Below are 19,722 nucleotides of genomic sequence, written 5' to 3'. Positions count from 1 at the left end.
TGTCTCCCTATAAAATGCAAATGGTTCTCATTTGTCATTCATCCCAGGCCTGCCTGTGCCCCGGGATACAGGGAGGGGTATCGTGGCCGCCGCCGAGTTTGCGCTTCAGCAACAAGTCGAAATTCTCTACACCGATCACCACGGCTGGTTGCGCGGCCTGTTGCGCCGCAAGCTGGGCAATGCCTTTGATGCGGCCGATCTGGCGCACGACGTTTACCTGCAACTGCTGCGCACCGGCCGTGTTCCGCCGGCCGACGAGCACCGCCGCCATCTCACCCAGATTGCCAACGGCCTGGTGATCGACCTGTACCGGCGCCGCCGCGTGGAGGCGGCCTATCTTGAAGCGCTGGCCCTGCTGCCTGAGCAGATGGCGCCCTCCGAAGAAACACGTGCCCTGGCGCTGGAGGCGCTGGTGGAGATCGATGCCGCGCTGAACGGCCTGCCGCCCAAGGCGCGCAAAGCCTTGCTGCTGTGCAAGCTGGACGGCATGGCCTACCGCGACATTGCGGCCGAGCTGGGCGTATCCGTGTCTTCGGTGGAGAAATACATCGCCGCCGGCCTGCTGGCCTGCTACCAGGCGCTGCACGGCCCTGTGTGCTGAACGGTTCCGCGCGCATGTCCTCATCGCCCGCATCTTCCGACGCCTCCGGCGAGCTGCTGGAGCCGGCCATTGTCCAGCGCGCCGCCGAATGGATGGCCCGGCTGTGGGCCGATGACGCCAGCGACGAAGACCGCGCCGCCTGTGTCCGCTGGCGTGCCGAGCATCCGCGGCACGAGCTGGCCTGGCGTCGGCTGCAGGCCTTTGACGACAAGCTGCGCAGCGTGCCCGGCGGCATTGCGCGGCATACGCTGGCGGACACCTCCGCTGCGTCGCCGGCGCCACGCCGTGGCCGCCGCCGCGCCGTGCAGGTGCTGGGCCTCATGGCCATGGCCGGTGGCATTGCCCATGTGGTGCGCGGCACCGATGCCTGGCAGATCGCCGCCGCCAGCCATGGCACGGCGCGTGGCGAGGTCCGCGAGATCACGCTGCCGGACGGCACGCAGGTGGTGCTGGCCTCGGCCTCGGCCATCGACCTGCGCTTTGACGGGGCCGAACGCCTGATCCTGCTGCGCGCCGGCGAAATCCTCGTGACCACTGCGCCTGACCCGCAACGCGCGCCGCGCCCGCTGCGCGTGCGCTCGCGCCACGGCACGGTGCAGGCCCTGGGCACGCGCTTCACGCTGCGCCAGGAAGATGAGCAGTCCCGCGTGGCCGTGTTCGATGGCGCGGTGGAAGTGCGTCCCGCCCGGGCGCCGGGCCAGGTGGTGCGCGTGGAGGCAGGGCAGGGCGCCGTCTTCTCCGGTGATCTGGCCCAGTCCCCGGTGGCCACGCAGGAAAGTGCCGCAGCCTGGGCGCGCGGCGTGCTGGTGGCCGACAACATGCCGCTGGGCGAGCTGGTGGCCGAGTTGGCGCGCTACCGCACGGGCCTGCTGCGCTGCGACCCGCAGGTGGCCGGCCTGCGCGTGACGGGCGTGTTCTCGCTGCGCGACACCGACCGCGCCCTGCACAACCTGGCGCTGGGCCTGCCCGTGCAGGTGGTCTCGCGCACGCGCTACTGGGTCACGGTGCTGGCGGCAGGCTGAGGCGCCATTCATCGCGGCGCCTTCCCCGTCTCTCGGAACCCGTTACCGGCTGATTCAACTTCCTTGCCCTGCGGATTGAGGGTTTGGCGTTCTCGTTCGGAAGACAGGCAAGAGCCCTTGTTTTCTGTCCCGCCATGCCTTCCAGGAAATCCCATGCACTCCACCGAGGCCGATGACGCCCAGGCCGCCCCCGGCCCCATTGCGCAAACGCTGCAGCCCATCCGCGCGCAGCTTGTTCTTGCCGCACTGCTGTCGTTTGCGGGCGCCGTGCTGGCGCTGGCACCGCTGGCCGGCATTGCCCACATCGCGCGGCTGGCGCTGGCCGATGGCGGCATGGTGGCGGCCGAGGCCTGGCGCGTCATCGCGCTGTGCCTTGCCTGCCTGCTCGCGGGCATGGCCCTGGTGTCGTCGAGCGAGCTGGTCGCCCATCTGGCCGACAACCGCCTCACCCACCAGTTGCGCCTGTCGGCCATGCAGCGGCTGGCGCGCGTGCCGCTGGGCTGGTTTACCGAGCGGGCCTCGGGCCAGGTCAAGCAGGCCATGCAGGACGACGTGGCCACCCTGCACGAGCTGACCGCGCACTTCTACACCACGGTGGGGCGCGGTGCGGGCACGGTGGCCGCTTCTGCGGTCTACCTGGTGGCCATGGACTGGCGCATGGCCCTGGTCTCCGCCCTGCCGTTCGGCATCTTCTTTCTGGTGATGCGCCATGCCATGCAGGCCAGCGGCGCCCACATGCCGGCCTTTGGCGCGGGGCTGGCGCGCATCAACAACGCCGTGGTGGAGTTTGTGCACGGCATTCCCGTGGTCAAGGCCTTTGGTGCCAGCGGGCGCGCCCATGGCAGCTACCGCGAGGCCGTCGATGGTTTTACCGACGCCTTCCTCGGCTTTGCGCGCCCGCTGGTGTCGGCGCGCGCCAATGCCAATGCGCTGATCGCGCCCGTGGCCGTGCTGGGCGTGGTGCTGGCCTTCGGCACGCTGTTCACGGCCCTGGGCTGGATGGCGCCCGTGGACGTGCTGCCCTTTGCCCTGGTGGCGCCGGGCATCAGCGCGCCGCTGCAGCTGCTCAGCTTCAACCTGCATGCGCTCAACCACGCCACGGGCGCCGCCCAGCGCGTGCAGGCGCTGCTGCGCACGCCCGTGCTGGAGCAACCGGCCGCCGATCAATGCAGGCTGCCCCAAGGCTGCGAAGTCCGCTTCGAAGGCGTTGGCCATGCCTACGAGGCGGGGCATGACGTGCTCAAGGGCATGGATTTCACGCTCAGGCCCGGCACGGTGACCGCCGTGGTCGGTGCCTCGGGCGCGGGCAAGTCCACGCTCGCCCGGCTGTTGCTGCGTTTCTTCGACCCGAACGAAGGGCGCATCACGCTGGGCGGGGTGGACCTGCGGCAGATCGAGACCCGGCAGCTGTACCGCCACCTGGCCTTTGTGCTGCAGGACGTGCGCCTGGTGCACGCCAGCGTGCGCGAGAACATTGCGCTGGGCCGGCCCTCGGCCAGCGCGCAAGAGGTGGAGGAGGCAGCGCGCGCTGCCCACATCCATGAACGCATCCTGGCGCTGCCGCGCGGCTATGACTCCGTGATCGGCGAAGACGCCCAGTTGTCCGGCGGCGAGCAGCAGCGCGTGAGCATTGCGCGCGCCGTGCTGCTGGATGCGCCCGTGCTCGTGCTGGACGAGCCCACGGCCGCCGCCGATGCCGAGAGCGAGGCCACCATCCAGGAAGCCCTGTCGCGCCTGGCCGCCGGACGCACCCTGCTGGTCATCGCCCACCGGCTGGACACCGTCATGCATGCGGACCAGATCCTGGTGGTGGAGGGCGGAGCCATCCGCGAGCGCGGCCGCCATGCCGAGCTGCTGGCGCTGGGCGGACGCTACGCACGGCTGTGGGCGCTGGGCGGGTATGCACCCCCGCCCACGCAAGCCCAGCCTTTCACCCCCGCCCTGGCCCCGGAGCTGCCGCCATGCTGAAGACCCTGATGCAACTGCTGGGCGACGATGCCCGGCTTTTCCGCCGCTATGCCTGGATGGCCGTGCTGCATGGCCTGCTCGGCGGCCTGGTCGTCACCGCTCTTGTGCCTGTGCTGTCGCGCCTGCTGGCGGGCGATGTGCGTGGTGCCGCGGCCTGGCTGGCCGTGCTGCTGGCCGGCGTGGTGCTGTGCTGGGCCTGGCAGCGCCAGGTGGAAAAAGCCGGCCTGGGCCTGGGCGCCGCCGTGCTGCGCGTGGCACGCCACCGCCTGGGTGACCATGTGGCCAGGCTGCCCGTGGGGTGGTTCACCCCTGAGAACACGGCCCGGCTCAATCACGTCGTTTCGCAGGGAATGATGGAAGTGGCCCAGCTGCCCGCCCATGTGTTCACGCCCGTGTTCAGCGGCGCCGTGGCGCCCGTTGCCGTAGTGGCCGCGCTGTTTGCCCTGGACTGGCGCATGGGCCTGATCGCGCTGCTGGCGTTGCCGCTGCTGGCCGCCGTGCTGTGGGCCACGGCGCGCATGGCCCGCCGCGCCGACGAGCGCCTGCAGCGCAGCATGGCCGGCGCCAGCCAGCGCATGGTGGAGTTTGCGCAGGCGCAGTCGGTATTGCGCGCCTTCAACGGCGAAGGCGGTGGCACACACAGGCTGGAGCAGGCCCTGGGCCGGCAGCGCGCATCGGGCGCGCAGTCCATACGCCTGTCTGCGCTGTCTGGTGTGCTCAACGGCTGGGCCGTGCAGGCCGTTTTTGCGGCCTTGCTGGTGGCCGGCGCACTGTGGCTGGACGAGAGCCTGGGTGCCGCCTCCGCACAGGGCATGGGCATGGCCGCCGCCATCCCCGTGATCGTGGCCCTGCTGCTGGCCTGCCGCCATGTCGATCCGCTGCTGGAGGTGGCCGGCTACGCCGACTCGCTGCGCGCCGCGCGCGTGCAGCTCGATGCCGTGCGCGACATCCTCGCGGTCCAGCCGCTGCCCGAGCCTGCCGTGCCCCAGGCGCCGCGCGATGCCTCGGTGGAGCTGCGCGACGTGGTGTTCCGCTACGCGCCGGGCCAGCCCGAGGTGCTGCGCGGCCTGAGCCTGCGTGTGGAGCCGGGCTCGATGACGGCCCTGGTGGGCGCCTCGGGCTCTGGCAAGTCGTCCGTGCTGCGGCTGATCGCGCGCTTTTTCGATGTGCAGCAGGGCAGCGTGCTGGTGGGCGGCATGGATGTGCGCCAGATCGCGGGCGAGCGGCTGGCCGGGCAGATCAGCCAGATCTTCCAGGACAGCTACCTTTTTCAGGGCTCCATTGCCGACAACATCCGCATGGGCCGCCCGCAGGCCAGCGATGCCAAGGTGATGGAGGCCGCGCGCCAGGCCGGCGTGGCCGAGATCATCGAGCGCCTGCCGCAGGGCCTGGACACGCCGGTGGGCGAGGGCGGGGCGCGCCTGTCGGGCGGCGAGCGCCAGCGCATCGCCATTGCCCGCGCGCTCATCAAGGATGCGCCCATCCTCCTGGTCGATGAGGCCACGGCCGCGCTGGATGCCGAGAACCAGGCGGCCATCGCCCAGGCGCTGGCGCGGCTGCGCGGCCGGTGCACGCTGATCGTGATTGCCCACCAACTGTCCACCGTGGCCATGGCCGACCAGATCATCGTGCTGGACCAGGGCTGCGTCAGCGAGCAGGGCCCGCCGCAGCAGCTGGCGCAGGCCCAGGGCCTGTACGCGCGCTTTCTGGCGCGGCGGCGTGCCGCCAAGGGCTGGCGCATTGCGGGAACGCGCACGGGAACGGACACGGGCGAGGACCTTCGTTGAACCCGCTTGCGAAGCCAGGGACGAAGACGCAGGCCCCGCGCCTGGTGCCATGGCTGCTGCCGTTTGCCGCGCTGTGCTGCGCATCCGTGCTCACCGGCGCGCGGCAGGTGGACTGGGGGCAGCTGCTGTCGCTGTCGGGCGATGCCTGGCTCACCCTCACGGCCAGCCGGCTGCCCCGCCTGGCAGCGCTGGTACTCACGGGCGTAGGTCTGTCGGTGTGCGGCGTGGTGCTGCAGCAGATCGTGCAGAACCGCTTTGTGGAGCCTGCTACCTGCGGCGGGCTGGATGCGGCCAAGCTGGGCATTCTGGTGTCGCTGACGGTGGCGCCCGCCTCGGCCTTCACCTCGGGCGCGTGGGGCGTGGCCTGGCGCATGGTGTTCGCGCTGGTGTTCTGCCTGGGCGCCAGCCTGCTGTACGTGGCCATCATCCGCCGCATGCGCCTGCGCAACCTGGTGCTGGTGCCCGTGGTGGGCCTGATGTACGGCAGCGTGCTCAGCGCCATCGCCGAGTTCTACGCCTTTCGCCACAACCTGCTGCAAAGCATGCAGGGCTGGCTGCTGGGCGACTTCTCGCGCATCGTGCAGGGCCACTACGAAATCATCTACCTCATCGTGCCCATCGTGGCGCTCACCTATGCGTTTGCGCACCGCTTCACCGTGCTGGGCATGGGCGAGGGCATGGCCACCAGCCTGGGCCTGAGCTATCCGGCGCTGGCCACGCTGGGCCTGGTGCTGGTGGCGGTCACCGTCTCGGCCACGGTCATCACCGTGGGCGCCATTCCCTTCGTGGGCCTGGTCATTCCCAGCCTGGTGGCCCTGCGCTGCGGCGAGAACCTGGGCCGCACCCTGCCCATCGTCGCGCTCAGCGGCGCCTCGCTGCTGCTGGCCTGCGACATCGTGGGCCGGCTGATCATGCACCCCTTCGAGGTGCCGATCGGCCTGACGGCGGGCGGCGTGGGCGGCGTGCTTTTTCTGGCGCTCATCCTGCGCAGGAGGCCGTGATGCGCAAGGCCTTGCCTCACACAACCGCATGGATTGCGGCTGCCGTGGTGGTGGCCGCGCTGGCGGCCTGCTTCGTGCTCCTGGGCTCGGGGCTGGACTTCGGCTATGTCATTGCACGGCGGCTGACGCGGCTGTCGGCCATCGTCATCGGCGGTATCTGCATTGCGCTGTCGTCCATCGTCTTCCAGACGCTTGCGGGCAACCGCATCCTCACGCCCGCCATCATGGGCTACGAGGCGGTCTACCTGCTGCTGCAGGCGCTGCTGGTGCTGGCCATGGGCGTGCAAAGCCTGGTGGTGCTGGGGCCCGCCGGCAACTTCTGGCTGTCGGTGGCCTGCATGCTGGGCTACTCCTGGGCCCTGCACCGCTGGCTGCTGGGCGGGGGCCGCGACAACGTGTACTTCCTGCTGCTGCTGGGCCTGGTGCTGGGCATGGTGATCGGCACCTTCACGCAGTTCGTGCAACTGCGCATCAGCCCCGGCGAATTCTCGGTGCTGCAGGGCTACAGCTATACCTCGTTCAACCGCGCGCGGCCTGCGCAGCTGCTGTGGTCGGCGCTGATCGTGGCCGTGGCCTGCGTGATCGTGCGGCGCAGCCTGCCCGTGCTGGATGTGCTGGCCCTGGGGCGCGAGCAGGCCATCTCGCTGGGCGTGCACTACCAGCGCCAGCTGCGCCTGCAACTGGCGCTGATTGCAGCGCTGGTGGCGGTGTCCACCAGCCTGCTGGGGCCCACGGCCTTCATGGGCATCTTCGTGGCCCACATCAGCTATGCGCTGGCGGGCACGGCGCGCCACCGGGTCACGCTGCCGCTGGGCTGCGCCGTGGCCGTGTCCATCTTCATCGCGGCGCAACTCGCGGTGGAGCATGTCTTCAACTACCGCACGTCGGTGGGCATCCTCGTCAACCTGGTGTGCGGCAGCTACTTTCTCGCGCTCATGGTGCGCGGGCGCGACCGGGCCTGAGCGTGCCCACAAGCCTCCAAAAACCGTCAACGCAATGCATTCCATTTTTCAGGAGAGAAAGCCCGTGACCCGTCTGTTCCGCATTCCCCATCACGCTTCCATGCTGGCCCTGGCCCTGGCCCTGGCTGCTGCCCTGGCCCTGTCGGCCTGCGACCGGCCCGCCACCCCGTCGGCACAGGCCGCAGCGCCGCAGGCGGCGGCCGGCGGGTTCAAGCCCGTCACCGTGCAGCACCAGCTGGGCACCACGGTGGTGGAGCACCTTCCGCAGCGCGTGGCCGCGCTGGACATGAACGAGGCCGACTTCCTCGACCAGCTGGGCGTGCCCATTGCCGGCATGCCCAAGGACTTCGTGCCCCACTTCCTGGCACGGTACAAGGACGATGCCGGCGTGCAGGACCTGGGCTCCATCGTCCAGCCCAACCTGGAGCGCGTGCATGCGCTCAAGCCTGACCTGGTGCTGATCTCGCCTATCCAGGCCAGCGCCTACCAGGAGCTGTCCGGCTTTGCGCCCACGCTGCATTTCGATGTGGACTTCAGGAACAGCGGCGCACGGCACCTGGACACCGTGCGCGATCATATGCTGACCCTGGGCCGCATCTTCGGCAAGGAGGACCTGGCGCGCGCCAAGGCCGCCGAGATGGACGACAAGGTTGCCCAGGCAAAGCGCGCCACCGACGGCCGTGCGGAGACGGCCCTCATCGTCATGCACAACAACGGCGCCTTCAGCTCGTTCGGGCCGCAGTCGCGCTACGGCTTTGTCTTCAACGCACTGGGCGTCAAGCCCGCCAGCACGGCGGCCGAGGCCGACCTGCATGGCCAGCCCGTCTCCAGCGAATTCATACAGCAGGCCAACCCGGACATCCTCTACGTGATCGACCGCACGGCCATCATGCAGCGCCGCCCCGGCATGGACGCCACAGGCATGGACAACCCGCTGCTGCGCCAGACCCGTGCCTGGAAGAACAACCGCGTGGTCTTCGTCGATTCAGAGGCCTGGTACGTCACGGCGGCCAGCGTGACCTCGGTGAAGCTCATGGTCGATGACGTGCTCAAGGGCTACGGCGATGCGCCAGCAGCGGGCGCGGGCCCGGTGGCTGCTGCGATTGCAAATTGATCGCATTCTCGATTGAGGGTTTGGCTTTCTCGTTCGGAAGACAAGGTGAAACACCCAACGCCTACCCGAATCGAAAGGAGTCCCGCATGGCACTACGCCATCCATCCCGCCCCGCGCAGAACGGCGCATCGCGCGCCCTGCCGCACCCGGCCTTTGCCTCCAGGCACACGGCCATCGCCGTGCAAATGCTCTGCATGGCGGGCCTGGCACTGGGCGGCCTGGCCGTGGCCATGCCGTCCGCGCTGGCGCAGGCGGCTGCCCAGGGGGCCGCATCTGGAGCTGCCTCCGGGGCGGCACCCGGCGAGGCCCGCCGCGCCTTCAACATCCCCGCCGGTCCGCTGGGCCAGGCGCTCAACGCCTTTGCCGCAGCGGCCGGCGTGGAGCTGACGGTGGATTCCAGCCTGCTGCAAGGCCGCAGCAGTGCCGGCCTGTCGGGCAGCTACAGCGTGTCCGAAGGCTTTGCCGAGCTGCTGCGCGGCCAGGGCCTGCGCGCGCTGCGCGAGGCCAACGGCAGCTATACCCTGGGCCGCGACCGCAACGCCGCAGCGCCCGTGGAGGGCGGCGTGCTCCTGCCCGCCGTCACCGTGCGCGCACAGGCTCAGCAGGCGCCGGAAGCCTATGCCGGTGGCCAGGTCTCCACCGGCGGCCGCATGGGCCTGCTGGGCGACAAGGACTTCATGGAGACGCCTTTCAACACCATCAGCTACACCGAGAAATTCATGGCCGACCGCCAGGCCCGCGACATCACCGACGTGATCTCGGCCGCCGACCCCACCGTGTTCAGCACGGGCATGACCGGCATCATCAGCGAGAACTACTCCATTCGCGGCTTCAGCTCCAGCATTGGCGATGTGACCTTTGGCGGGTTGTTCGGCGTGGCGCCGTTCTACCGCGCATCGCCAGAAATGTTCGAGCGCGTGGACGTGCTCAAGGGCCCCTCGGCCCTGCTCAACGGCATGCCGCCCGGCGGCTCGGTGGGCGGCACGGTCAACCTCGTGCCCAAGCGCGCGGGCGATGAGCCGCTCACGCGGCTGACCACCTCCTTCATGTCCGATGCGCAACTGGGCGCCCACCTCGACCTGGGCCGTCGCTTTGGCGAGCGCAAGCAGTTCGGCATCCGCTTCAACGGCGTGCTGCGCGACGGCGACGGCGCCGTGAACCACCAGGAAAAGGAAACCCGGCTGGCCTCGCTGGGCCTGGACTGGCGCGGCGACCGTGCCCGCCTGTCGGCCGACCTGTATAGCAGCGATGACCGCACCGACGGCCTGAACCGCGGCATCAACCTGGCCGCAGGCCTGCCCGTGCCCAGGCCGCCCAAGGCCGACACCCTGCTCAACCCCAGCTGGGCCTTCTACGACACCAAGGACAAGGGCGCCATGGTGCGCGGCGAACTCGACCTGGGCGACAGCGTCACGGCCTATGCCGCCGTGGGCACCAGCAAGACCCGGTACCGCTCCACGGGCGCCTACCTGATCCAGGTCTTCAACACGGCCGGCGACTACCGCACCAACCTGGCCGACCTGGGATTCGAGATGGACAAGAAGTCGGCCGAGGCCGGCCTCAAGGGCAAGTTCAACACGGCCGGCGTGGGCCACCAGTGGGCGCTCAACGCCACCTACTACACGCATACCGACAAGCAGTTCGGCCGCCGCAACGTACTGGCCCAGGACTGGATCACCAACATCTACAACCCCGTCTGGGGCCCGGCCACCAGCTTCAACGCGCCCCCGATCTCGCGCACCGAACTGCGGCTGACCAGCATCGGCGTGGCCGACACCCTGTCTTTTGCGCAGGACCGCGTGCAGCTCACCCTGGGCCTGCGCCGACAGCAGGTGCTCAGCGACACCTTCAACGTGGCCACGGGCGCGCGCACCGCGCGCTATGACGAAGGCGCCACCACACCCGCCGCCGCGCTGCTGGTGAAGGCCAGCGAGCGTGTCTCGGTCTACGCCAACTACATCGAAGGCCTGAGCCAGGGCGCCACCGCACCCATGACGGCGGCCAACGCGGGCGAAGTGTTCGCTCCCTACAAATCCCGGCAAAAGGAGCTGGGCCTGAAGCTGGACCTGGGCGACTTCGCCCACACCTTCAGCCTCTACGAGATCCAGCGCCCCAACGGCTACACCGATCCTGTCTCCAACGTCTTCTCCTTCGGCGGCGAGCAACGCAACCGGGGCGTGGAATGGGGCTTCTTCGGCAACGTGGCCACGGGCGTGCGCCTGATGGGCGGCATTGCCTACGTACAGCCCAAGCTCACCCGCACGGCAGGCGGCGTGAACCAGGGCAAGCTGGCAGCGGGCGTGCCCCGGCTGCAGGGCAAGCTGGGCGTGGAGTGGGACGTGCCTGCCCTGCAGGGCCTGACGCTGACGGCCAATGCCACCACGGCCTCCAGGCAGTACATCAATGCCGACAACTCGCTGTCCGTCCCGGGCCGCACCGTGTTCGACGTTGGCGCGCGCTATGTGACCACGGCGGCCGGCCATCCGCTCACGCTGCGCGGCAGTATCACCAACGTGGCCAACAAGGCCTACTGGGCCACGCCGCTGTGGACCAGCCTGGGTCTGGGCGCGCCGCGCACTTTCATGCTGTCGGCCACGGTTGATTTCTGAGCGATGGCACGGCGCCTGCCGTATATCAAGCCGAGCCCGAGCCGGGCCGAGCCTGCGCTGCCGCCCTGCGGGCTATAAACTAGCCCGATGGGGCGGCGAGCATGCCGGCCCTCCTGCCCACCCGCCATTACCAGGATGACAGACGCCTATGGACAGCCGCAATGACAGCATGGACCTGAGCGACGACAGCGTGTTCGAGAGCGCTGCGGAGCTGTTCCGTGCCATGGCGGCGCCCGTGCGCCTGAAGATCATCAGCGTGCTGTGCAATGGCGAGAAAAACGTGACCGAACTGCTCGCCGACATCACCACCACGCAGCCCAACATGTCCCAGCACCTGAACACGCTGTACCAGGCCGGCGTGCTGGGCCGGCGACGCGAAGGCGTCAGCATCTACTACTTCATCGCCAACGCGCAGGCGGCGCAGATGTGCCGCGCCATCTGCGCCCAGGTCGCCATCGCGCAGGGCTGAGCGCGGCAGACCCGCAGGCGGCAAAAAGGGATCTCAAGGGGACTCAAGGCGACTCGGCTAGGATGCCATCCATGCCGCCCACACCCACCCTGGTCCAGCCCCTGCCGCTCGATGCCGACGGCATCCTCGCGCTGGCAGCGCGCTCCATGTTCCAGCTGTTCTCCACCATGAGCCAGGGCATGTTCCTGGCCGACAGGGCAGGGCGCATCGTCTGGGTCAACGAGGGCTACCAGCGCTTCCTGCCCGACCTGGGCGTGGCCTCGGTGGACGACTTCCTGGGCCACATGGTCGAGGACGTCATCCCCAACACCCGCATGCGCAGCGTGCTGGAAACCGGCGAGCCCGTGCTCATCGACCTGCTCACCAACCGCGCCGGCACCTTCGTGGTCAGCCGCATCCCGCTCAAGGACGATGCGGGCGCGGTCATCGGCGCCATCGGCATCGTGCTCTTCGACCAGCCGGAGACCACGCTGCAGCCCCTCATCAGCAAATTCGCCGTTCTGCAGCGCGACCTGGACGAGGCCCGGCGCGAGCTGGCCGCCCAGCGCAACCGCAGCCTGCGCGTGGCCGTGCAGGGCGAGCGCCGCGCCAAATACAGCTTTGCCAGCTTTGTCGGCAGCAGCCCGGCGGCCGTGGAGGTCAAGCGCCAGGCACGCCGCGCGGCCCAGTCGCTCAGCCCCGTGCTGCTGCTGGGCGAAACCGGCACCGGCAAGGAACTGCTGGCCCATGCCATCCACGCGGCATCGGCCCGCACCGGCGGCCCCTTCGTCACCGTCAACATCGCCGCCGTGCCGGATGCCTTGCTGGAGGCCGAATTCTTCGGCGTTGCCCCCGGCGCCTACACCGGCGCAGACCGCAAGCCGCGCGACGGCAAATTCAGGCTGGCCGACGGCGGCACGCTGTTCCTCGACGAAATCGGCGACATGCCCCTGAACCTGCAGGCCAAGCTGCTGCGCGCGCTGCAGGAGGGCGAGATCGAGCCGCTGGGCTCCAACCAGCTCGTGCGCTTTGACGTGCGCGTGGTGGCTGCCACCTCGCGCGACCTGCCGCAGATGGTGCGTGACGGCCGCTTCAGGGAAGACCTCTTCTACCGCCTGCACGTGCTGCCCATCCGCGTGCCGCCGCTGCGCGAACGCAGGCGCGACATCCCGGCCCTGGTCGAAGTCCTCTCCGAAGAACTGGCCCTGCGCAACGACATGCCCCCGCCAGAACTGCTGCCCGACGCCCTGGCCCTGCTGGCCGGCCAGACCTGGCGCGGCAACATCCGCGAGCTGCGCAACGTGCTGGAGCAGGCCGCCATGCGCAGCGAAGACACCGCCATCAACGCAGAACAACTGCGCGAAGTGCTGCGCTCATCCGGCGTGGAACCCGCCGCCCCCGCGCCCGGCCCCGAGACTGCGCTCGCCCCGTCCCCTGCCCACAACAGCCCCGCCGACACCGACCTGCTGCGCCCCCTGGCCCAGCAGGTGGCCGAGCTGGAACGCAAGGCCATCACCGCCACCCTGGCCGCCAACAGCGGCAACAAACTGGCCACGGCGCGCCAGCTGGGCATCTCGCGGGCCACGCTGTATGACCGGATGGCGGTGCTGGAGCTGGGAGGCTGAGTCACCCGCCATCTGCAGGCCGTACCGTGGCCAAGAGGCAGGGCGATTCCTGCTGTTCTCAATCCCGGAAGCAATCCCGGAACCAAGCCCGTGAACATGAAACACCTCCTCGCCCGCCTCAGGACCGCATTCAGCAAGCCCGCCCCCGAGCCCGCTCGCCAACAGGAACACCAGCAAACCCAGCACCAGCAGCACGAACCCCAGTCGGATGCCGCAGAAGACGAAGTACTCATCAACGCCTACTGCACCGTCTGGGACCTTCCCGCGCTTGACTTTCCGCACACGCTGGCCGGGCGCCGTGATCTTTCGGACCCTGAGCTGGCACCCCATCTTTCCGGCTTTGTCGGCTATGTGCTGGGGCGCGGCGATGGGCAGATGACGCGCAACCGCTACCACGCCATGCGCCACATCCAGCGCGTGCAGCAGCACCTGAGCCTGGGCATTGCGCCGGCCCAGCTCGATGCCTTTGCCGGCTGGGCACAGCGCGCCAACGCCATCGCCTTTCTGAAGGACGGCAGCATCCGCGACCCGCAAGGCCGCATCCTGCTGGATGCCAACGGCGCCGAGCCTGATGACCAGGCCGCGCTGCCCTATCCGCAGCAGGCCTGGCAGCGCAAGCAGCGCAGCGAGCAGGCGCTGGCGCAGCGCGGCTTCACGCCAGCGGCCAGCCTGCCGCCGCTGATCTCCGAGCCCGAACTGCGCATGCGCGCACCCGACGAGATCGCCGCCCGCGCCTTCGCCCTGCTCGCCGTGGCCGTGCGCGCCGAATCACTGAACGGTGGTGAACCACTCACGCCCGAGCAGCTGTTCCAGCGCCTGCCGGCCGCCCAGGCCGCGCTCACCCCCAACGAGCGCGAGTTCATGGCCACTGCCCGGCCCTCCGAAGAGGCCATCGCCAAGTTCGGCTGGCGCTACGAAGCCGCGTATTTGCTGGAATGGGCGCTGGGCCTGGTCGATACGCTGCCGTTCCCCGACGCCATCTGCGACGTGCCGCTCACCTCGCGCACCCTGCTGCAGGCGGGCGACCTGCAAGGCGCCCTGCATGCCGCACGCATGCGGCCCGACAGCGAAATCCTCGACTCCCTCGACCAGCACTACCGCCTGCACTGGATCGTGCGGCAGGCCCAGGTGCAACAGCAGCCCGCGCCAGCCGGGCTGAGCGCCGACGTGCTCATGGAGCGCCACCATGCGCTGAACTGGCTGGTGCGATTCGAGGGCAATGACTGGGATGACGTGGATACGCCGACCTGAGGCGTGCTGCACAGGGCGCATCAAGAACCCATGCGGATCGGGGCGAGCACTATTGCACTGCTTGCCCTATCTGAAAATCCGGTCGAATGCATACCTGCACGTGGCCTGCAATTCCTTGGGAGAAAGCTTTCGATCTGCCGGAACGGGCGCGGCCTGCGGGATTGCATCAGCCACATGCGCAAAGCTCGCATCCCACCCTCTTGCACATGGGACGGCACACCGCTGACATGGCCCAGCTTGAGCGCATCGGCGGCGGCGATCAGGCCCAGACAGCGCTCGCCGGGAGAGCGGTCCAGCAACTCTCGCAAAGTCCGATAAATCCTGGAAATTGGGTGATCTAGCCGGGGTTTTATATAAGGGATGCTCAGGAGATGATTTTGTGAAAGTCAAATATGGTAAAAAATGGATATTTATCATCCTGGGAGTGGTGGTTGCGGTATTGCTTTTGCTTTTCATGACACCAAGGAAACAAGGTGAGAGCATCAGTCCGCGCGGCGCTTACAGGGTTGAGTACTATTACGTGCCATTGGCCCAGAAACTGATTTATCACCAGATGAAAATGCCCATGACTGTGCGTCTGTATGAAGTGAAAACAGGCAGACTTATTTCTGAAAGCGCTGTGGTGGATCTTTGGCTGAATGGCTCAATATATTGGTATCTTGAACCGCCAATGAATAGCATCATGGTGGGAAATGATGTGATATTTGAAAATATTCCAAGGGAGTGCCAAGATTGCCCAAGATTAACTCTTGAGCAAATGGCAAAATAGGTCATCGTTGCCCGTAGATACGGACTACCGGCCACAACACATCCCGCTGCGCCGCCGTCACCACATGCAGTCAGCTCTAGCCATGAACCTCAACAACGTCTTCGACAAGCGCTACTGGGTCCCCGGCTTTGTCGAACAAAACGGCAGCAACGACTTCGGTGACTCGCGCAACGTCATGTTCACGCTCATTACACGCCGCGCATCTGAGAGGCAGGCGTGCGCGGCGGACTGAGGGCACGGGCCGTGCGCGCATTGCCACCACGGCCCAACTCAGGCCCAACTCAGGCCCCACTCAGGCTGAACCCACGCCCAACTGCTCCAGCGTGATGCAGGCCAGCCACCTGCATCCATCCGATGGCCAGGCGGCGTTATCCGAGATGCAGCGTCCGGTGGCATCCATCTGGATGCGGGTGACGTGGCGGTCGGCCCCGGGCCTTGACCGGCGGGCGGGCATGGCCAGCAAGGCTTCGGGCAGCGGCTGCGCTGGTGGATAGGGTTCAAGGCGCGTGAGATTTTTTGCAGAGCGCAGGCGCAGCGGAGATCGCTCCATGCCGATCACCCAGGTCCAGAAGAGCGCCGGGCAGCGAAATCTGTGACCTGGCATTTCCAACAGCAGCATGGCGCTGCCGCCCCGCTGCATGGCTTGCGCACAACGCAGCGGAGCGAGGGCGGGGAAATTCTCAAGCTGCGCTCTCCAGCCGGGCAGCAGCAACGCCAGAACCTGCGCCAGCTCTTGCGGGCCGGGCTGTGGCGTCAACTGCAGCGGCAATTGCACCTGCAGCCAAGCCCGTTGCCGCAGCACGGCAGCGCATCGTCTTGCGCACCACCAGGCGCCCTGCGGATCGGGCAGGCACTGGGCATCGGGAACCGTGGGCAGTGTGGCCCAGCGCGTCTTGCGCGTCGGTGTATCCACCTCGTAGCGCCATTGCGTATCAAAGCGCAGGCCGGGCATGAAGGTATGAATGGGAGACCTGGGCGTGCGCATTGCGGCTGCAGATCCACCAGCGTCAGGCCGGTGGAGGCCTGGCAGCGAGCGTGACCGTGCCAAGCCACTGGCAGGGGAGCCAGGGGCCGTCCGCACCATGCAGGTGGCAGGACCCGTCGGCATGCACCTGGATCCGGGTGGCGTATCCGCTGGACCAGGGGAGGGTCGAGCCGAAGGGCAGTGCAAGCAAAGCCTTGGGAGCGGCCATGGCCTGTACTCCTGCTGATGGCAAGGCCTCGGATGCAACGCAATCGTCGGTGCACGACAACGGCAACTCCGGCTCGTACCCCACCACCCAGGCCCAGAAAATGCCGGGCTTGGGGCCGTCGCATTCTGGTGACTCCAGCATCAGCAAGGCACTTCCTTCCTGCTCGACCGCCTGGGCGCATAGCAAGGGCGTCTGGGCGCATTGAAAATGTGCCTGCACGTCCCAATCGGGCAGCAGCACATCAAGGATCTGCGCCAGCTCCTGTACGCCGGGAAGAGGGGGCAACTGAGCGGGCAGTTGCAGGAACAACCAGTGGTGCTGCTCCAGAACCACGGCACACCGGCGAACGCACCACCAGGCGCCATATGGGTCGGCCGGGCCAACAAGGTCGAAGGCCATCGGCAGTTGTGTCCAACTGGTCTTGCCGGCTTGCGTACACCTCCTGTATTGCCAGTGACCGTCAAAGCGCAGGCCGCCCATGAGGCGTTGACCGGGACTTGCTGGCTCCAGCGGAATTTCCCGCTCGTACTGCTCTGGCGCGAGATTGGACTTCTGCATTTTTTCGGGTCAGGAAAAGCCGGTCAGGAAAAGCGGTCGTTGTTGGCAAGGTCGTTGCTCAGTGGCTCCAGCGTGATGGTCGCAGTGCACCGGTATCGGCTCCCGCGCGCATCTATGCCTTGCGCATCGCACAGCCCTTTGTCATCCACCGTCACCCTCAAGGCATGGTTCCATGCCAGGGGCGAGCCGAACGGCCAGACCAGCAGGGCGCGAGGGCGCCCGGGCATTTCAAAGGCTGAAATGCGCTTTGCACGCTGGAATCTCTCGTGCATTTCCACGCCGATCACCCAGGCCCAGAAAACGGCTTGCGCGCCATCGCTCGAATCTTCGGCCTGAAGTTGCAGCAAAGAGCAGCCACCGGCAAGCAGCGCGTCGGTGCTGCGCAGCAGGGGCGCCTGTGTCGAGGGCTCATGGAGCACCTTCACGTTCCAGTCCTCAAGCATTGCGCCCAGGGCCAGTGCCACATCGCCGCATTCCGGCTGCGCAGGCAGGCCCGAGGGCAGATGCGCGGAATGCCAGGGCCTGCGATTGAGCACTGCAACGCACTGGCGCACGCACCACCAGGCCCGCTGTGGATCTGCTGCAGCCACGCCGCCTGCCCGGGTTGCCGGCAGCCTTGCCCAATAGGTTCGGCCAGACGGCGTGCGCGCCGCGTAGTTCCACAGTCCGTCAAAGCGAAGCCCCGGGGCGAAGCGGTGGGTGAGGTGAGCGGTCTCAGCCATGTGCAGCCTTGTCGGGCTGGGCTGTGGGCCTTATGCCGCACGGAGTCTTGATGCCGCAGCGTTTGCCGATGCGCATGAGCGCGAGGCCCAGCGAGGTGCGCGGCTCCTTGGTTTTGCCTAATGCGAGGTCAGAAATCGTTGCTTGACCGCAGCCCACTTCGCGGGCGATCTGGCTTTGACTGACACCCTGCGCTGCAATTTTGGCGAGGTAGTCTTTCCATTCCATAGCGTCATGCTATCGAAAAGTCGATTTTTATTCAATCGAATTTGAAGTATCGGTTTTCCGTAAGCTACGGAGCATGTCAACCGATTTCGGCCAACGTCTCAAAAGCGCTCGCAATCTCGCGGGCCTCACCCAAATGCAGCTGGGCCGTCTGGCGGGCATGGGGCAATCGACCATTGCCGACCTTGAGAGAAGCGGAAGCGGCACGTCCAAGACAGCCACGCTCGCTTCGCTGTGTGGTGTCTCGGCGCTGTGGCTTGAGTGCGGCAAGGGCCCCATGTCGGCCGACGCCGCAGCGCTGCAGCTCCAGCTGCCCAAGGGCATGCGCCGCTATCCGTTGCTCGGCATGCAGCAGGTCGGCGCTGGCAGCACACAGGACGCGATGGGCGACTCCGATGATGGCGAGGTCCTGTTCATCGAAGTCGCCAGCGACAGCGCATCGCCTCATGGGTTTTTCGTGCAATTGGACGACAACTCCATGGCCCCGGAAATCCGCGAAGGGGACCGCGTGCTCATCGACCCCTCCCTGCCGCCCCGGCCGGGGGACTGCGTACTGGCCACCGACTCCCGGCAACGGGCCATCTTGCGCAAGTACCGGGTGCGTGGAATAGACAAGGCCGGCGCGGAAATCTTTGAACTGGTGCCACTCAACGAAGACCATCCCACACTGCGCAGCGACGAGCAGGTGCTCCAACTGCGCGGCACCGGCGTCGAGCACCGCAGGCGGCTCCAGGCCCGGTAAAAGATCGGGACTACCCGCGGCCGCACCGGTCTTTGCCGTTTGCGTTGAGCGGCTGGGTGCAACGCCCCTGGTGCATCCCATGGCGGTGGTTGGTGAATGGCATGAGCGAGTCTCCCGGCTCGGGCCGACAATGGTTGGTTCAAGACAGGCCGCATGGACAAGATGTGGCTTCCCGTGGCCGGAAAGATACTGAGCGTAGACCTGCTTTTGGACGTTGATGTGTCCGCAGATGGTGCAGCCTCGGCGGTGGGGCGCGCCTTTCCCCTGAGCTTTACGGGTCCGTCCCGCCGCCGCAGGATTCGCCTCGTGGAGTTCGGAGACGACAGTCCCTCGCAGGGTGCTTTCTTCCTTCAACTCGATGGCGACTCCATGTTCCCCGATTTCCGCGAAGGTGACCGTGTGCTGATCGATCCTGCCGTCACGCCGCAGCCCGGCGACTATGTGGCCGCCGAGTCCGGAAAGAATGAAACCCTGTTTCGCAAGTACCGGCTGCTCGGCCACGATGACAGCGGCGAGGAGGTCTTTGAGCTGATGCCGCTCAACCAGGACCATCCCGTTATGCGCAGTGACAACTACGAGCTTTCCGTGATCGGAACCATGCTGGAGTTGCGCCGGAAGTTTCCGCGACCGTGAACCGAGGATCTGCCAGTGTGCGCAGTTCCGTGAACACCGGCTTGGCCAGTAGTCCAGCTTCTGGTCTGATATCGAGCCATTTGGTGGCGCTCATCTGTTGCTTGAGGGTGTCGGCTTTGCAGTGAAAGCAGACGTCGCGCCTGCTGGGCTGATTGACCGCAACCAGCCTCCCACAGGACTCTCGTACCGCCGACTCAGCAGCGGCATAGTCGCTCGATCCTGACAGATATATTCCCACCGACGCCAACACCATTTGTGACCATGGCGAGAGCTGAAGCGCGTGCCACCGGCATGGCTCCGCCCACGCCCTCCACACCCGCGTCGGCCGAGTACGCCGACTGGCTGCCCAGCCTGCACGTCTGAAACATCCAGTCAAGCGCGGCACGAACGCACAGTCAAGCCGCCAGGGCTGCGCGCCCGCAAGATGGCCGGCAGTGCGCATCCACCCGTGCCACATGCTTCCATGAATACGGCTTTCAGCGCTTGATGCACAA

The 19,722-nt window shown here is 67.4% G+C and carries 19 protein-coding genes; 15 read left to right on the top strand and 4 right to left on the bottom strand.

All coding sequences use genetic code 11. The features are described 5' to 3' along the window. Positions 1–82 precede the first annotated feature (82 nt). The 13 genes from ACFPFG_RS07470 to ACFPFG_RS07410 all read left to right on the top strand — a co-directional run bounded on the left by ACFPFG_RS07470 (position 83) and on the right by ACFPFG_RS07410 (position 15,389). Positions 83–601, top strand: a complete 519-nt coding sequence (locus ACFPFG_RS07470; protein WP_013803359.1) for a sigma-70 family RNA polymerase sigma factor — start codon at positions 83–85, stop codon at positions 599–601. 14 nt (positions 602–615) lie between these two features. Continuing rightward, positions 616–1,623: a FecR domain-containing protein gene (locus ACFPFG_RS07465; protein WP_380105856.1), complete on the top strand. Its 1,008-nt coding sequence runs from the start codon at positions 616–618 to the stop codon at positions 1,621–1,623. A 153-nt stretch (positions 1,624–1,776) separates the two neighbouring features. Next, positions 1,777–3,591: an ABC transporter ATP-binding protein gene (locus ACFPFG_RS07460; protein WP_380105854.1), complete on the top strand. Its 1,815-nt coding sequence runs from the start codon at positions 1,777–1,779 to the stop codon at positions 3,589–3,591. Beyond that, positions 3,585–5,378 (top strand): ABC transporter ATP-binding protein, encoded by a 1,794-nt coding sequence (locus ACFPFG_RS07455; RefSeq protein ID WP_380105852.1) that lies wholly within the window; start codon positions 3,585–3,587, stop codon positions 5,376–5,378. Before ACFPFG_RS07460 ends, ACFPFG_RS07455 begins: the two co-directional genes overlap by 7 nt. Then, positions 5,375–6,379 carry an ABC transporter permease gene (locus ACFPFG_RS07450; RefSeq protein WP_380105850.1) on the top strand — a complete coding sequence of 335 codons (1,005 nt, stop codon included), beginning with the start codon at positions 5,375–5,377 and terminating at the stop codon, positions 6,377–6,379. Before ACFPFG_RS07455 ends, ACFPFG_RS07450 begins: the two co-directional genes overlap by 4 nt. Beyond that, positions 6,379–7,341, top strand: a complete 963-nt coding sequence (locus tag ACFPFG_RS07445) for an iron chelate uptake ABC transporter family permease subunit (RefSeq protein ID WP_380105848.1) — start codon at positions 6,379–6,381, stop codon at positions 7,339–7,341. Before ACFPFG_RS07450 ends, ACFPFG_RS07445 begins: the two co-directional genes overlap by 1 nt. 64 nt (positions 7,342–7,405) lie before the next feature. Then, positions 7,406–8,455, top strand: coding sequence for a siderophore ABC transporter substrate-binding protein (locus ACFPFG_RS07440; protein ID WP_380105846.1), 1,050 nt, complete (start codon positions 7,406–7,408; stop codon positions 8,453–8,455). A gap of 86 nt (positions 8,456–8,541) precedes the next feature. Continuing rightward, positions 8,542–11,064, top strand: a complete 2,523-nt coding sequence (locus ACFPFG_RS07435) for a TonB-dependent siderophore receptor (RefSeq protein WP_380105844.1) — start codon at positions 8,542–8,544, stop codon at positions 11,062–11,064. A 148-nt stretch (positions 11,065–11,212) separates the two neighbouring features. Beyond that, positions 11,213–11,533, top strand: coding sequence for an ArsR/SmtB family transcription factor (locus tag ACFPFG_RS07430; RefSeq protein ID WP_183018455.1), 321 nt, complete (start codon positions 11,213–11,215; stop codon positions 11,531–11,533). 71 nt (positions 11,534–11,604) lie between these two features. After that, on the top strand, positions 11,605–13,137 hold the full coding sequence (locus ACFPFG_RS07425; RefSeq protein ID WP_183018456.1) for a sigma-54 interaction domain-containing protein: 1,533 nt from the start codon (positions 11,605–11,607) through the stop codon (positions 13,135–13,137). 96 nt (positions 13,138–13,233) lie between these two features. After that, positions 13,234–14,388, top strand: a complete 1,155-nt coding sequence (locus ACFPFG_RS07420) for a DUF4272 domain-containing protein (protein ID WP_380105842.1) — start codon at positions 13,234–13,236, stop codon at positions 14,386–14,388. Between the two features lie 379 nt (positions 14,389–14,767). After that, the gene (locus ACFPFG_RS07415; protein WP_380105840.1) at positions 14,768–15,157 is read left to right on the top strand and encodes a hypothetical protein; all 390 of its coding nucleotides are present in this window, start codon (positions 14,768–14,770) and stop codon (positions 15,155–15,157) included. 82 nt (positions 15,158–15,239) lie between these two features. Beyond that, positions 15,240–15,389 (top strand): TonB-dependent receptor, encoded by a 150-nt coding sequence (locus ACFPFG_RS07410; RefSeq protein WP_380105838.1) that lies wholly within the window; start codon positions 15,240–15,242, stop codon positions 15,387–15,389. A gap of 60 nt (positions 15,390–15,449) precedes the next feature. Here ACFPFG_RS07410 and ACFPFG_RS07405 read toward each other — a convergent pair whose 3' ends face one another. Genes ACFPFG_RS07405 through ACFPFG_RS07390 form a run of 4 tightly spaced genes read right to left on the bottom strand, consistent with a single transcriptional unit; the run spans position 15,450 to position 17,856 of the window. Beyond that, a complete protein-coding gene (locus ACFPFG_RS07405; protein ID WP_380105836.1) occupies positions 15,450–16,109 on the bottom strand; it encodes a hypothetical protein in 660 nt (219 codons plus the stop codon). 55 nt (positions 16,110–16,164) lie between these two features. Continuing rightward, complete coding sequence (locus ACFPFG_RS07400; protein WP_197956909.1) at positions 16,165–16,908, bottom strand: hypothetical protein; 744 nt, start codon at positions 16,906–16,908, stop codon at positions 16,165–16,167. Positions 16,909–16,931: 23 nt separating this feature from the next. Beyond that, on the bottom strand, positions 16,932–17,630 hold the full coding sequence (locus ACFPFG_RS07395; RefSeq protein ID WP_380105834.1) for a hypothetical protein: 699 nt from the start codon (positions 17,628–17,630) through the stop codon (positions 16,932–16,934). Then, positions 17,623–17,856: a helix-turn-helix domain-containing protein gene (locus ACFPFG_RS07390; RefSeq protein ID WP_183018462.1), complete on the bottom strand. Its 234-nt coding sequence runs from the start codon at positions 17,854–17,856 to the stop codon at positions 17,623–17,625. The genes ACFPFG_RS07395 and ACFPFG_RS07390 overlap by 8 nt, the downstream gene beginning before the upstream one ends. A gap of 73 nt (positions 17,857–17,929) precedes the next feature. Between ACFPFG_RS07390 and ACFPFG_RS07385 the strand changes: the two genes are divergently transcribed. Both ACFPFG_RS07385 and ACFPFG_RS07380 read left to right on the top strand, forming a co-directional pair. After that, a complete protein-coding gene (locus ACFPFG_RS07385; protein WP_183018463.1) occupies positions 17,930–18,595 on the top strand; it encodes a S24 family peptidase in 666 nt (221 codons plus the stop codon). A 153-nt stretch (positions 18,596–18,748) separates the two neighbouring features. Then, positions 18,749–19,228, top strand: coding sequence for a S24 family peptidase (locus tag ACFPFG_RS07380; protein WP_380105831.1), 480 nt, complete (start codon positions 18,749–18,751; stop codon positions 19,226–19,228). Positions 19,229–19,722: the final 494 nt, after the last annotated feature.

It is taken from the genome of Delftia deserti (assembly GCF_042653485.1).
In the GTDB taxonomy this organism is placed as follows: Bacteria; Pseudomonadota; Gammaproteobacteria; order Burkholderiales; family Burkholderiaceae_C; genus Comamonas; species Comamonas acidovorans.
This window is presented reverse-complemented; position numbering and strand designations above follow the sequence as displayed.

Excerpts from the sequence above, each read along its gene's own strand:
- ACFPFG_RS07465 (WP_380105856.1), top strand. The coding sequence starts at position 616 with ATGTCCTCATCGCCCGCATCTTCCGACGCCTCCGGCGAGCTGCTGGAG.
- ACFPFG_RS07460 (WP_380105854.1), top strand. The coding sequence starts at position 1,777 with ATGCACTCCACCGAGGCCGATGACGCCCAGGCCGCCCCCGGCCCCATT.
- ACFPFG_RS07455 (WP_380105852.1), top strand. The coding sequence starts at position 3,585 with ATGCTGAAGACCCTGATGCAACTGCTGGGCGACGATGCCCGGCTTTTC.
- ACFPFG_RS07445 (WP_380105848.1), top strand. The coding sequence starts at position 6,379 with ATGCGCAAGGCCTTGCCTCACACAACCGCATGGATTGCGGCTGCCGTG.
- ACFPFG_RS07435 (WP_380105844.1), top strand. The coding sequence starts at position 8,542 with ATGGCACTACGCCATCCATCCCGCCCCGCGCAGAACGGCGCATCGCGC.
- ACFPFG_RS07430 (WP_183018455.1), top strand. The coding sequence starts at position 11,213 with ATGGACAGCCGCAATGACAGCATGGACCTGAGCGACGACAGCGTGTTC.
- ACFPFG_RS07425 (WP_183018456.1), top strand. The coding sequence starts at position 11,605 with ATGCCGCCCACACCCACCCTGGTCCAGCCCCTGCCGCTCGATGCCGAC.
- ACFPFG_RS07420 (WP_380105842.1), top strand. The coding sequence starts at position 13,234 with ATGAAACACCTCCTCGCCCGCCTCAGGACCGCATTCAGCAAGCCCGCC.
- ACFPFG_RS07410 (WP_380105838.1), top strand. The coding sequence starts at position 15,240 with ATGAACCTCAACAACGTCTTCGACAAGCGCTACTGGGTCCCCGGCTTT.
- ACFPFG_RS07405 (WP_380105836.1), bottom strand. The coding sequence starts at position 16,109 with ATGCCCGGCCTGCGCTTTGATACGCAATGGCGCTACGAGGTGGATACA.
- ACFPFG_RS07400 (WP_197956909.1), bottom strand. The coding sequence starts at position 16,908 with ATGCAGAAGTCCAATCTCGCGCCAGAGCAGTACGAGCGGGAAATTCCG.
- ACFPFG_RS07395 (WP_380105834.1), bottom strand. The coding sequence starts at position 17,630 with ATGGCTGAGACCGCTCACCTCACCCACCGCTTCGCCCCGGGGCTTCGC.
- ACFPFG_RS07390 (WP_183018462.1), bottom strand. The coding sequence starts at position 17,856 with ATGGAATGGAAAGACTACCTCGCCAAAATTGCAGCGCAGGGTGTCAGT.
- ACFPFG_RS07385 (WP_183018463.1), top strand. The coding sequence starts at position 17,930 with ATGTCAACCGATTTCGGCCAACGTCTCAAAAGCGCTCGCAATCTCGCG.
- ACFPFG_RS07380 (WP_380105831.1), top strand. The coding sequence starts at position 18,749 with ATGGACAAGATGTGGCTTCCCGTGGCCGGAAAGATACTGAGCGTAGAC.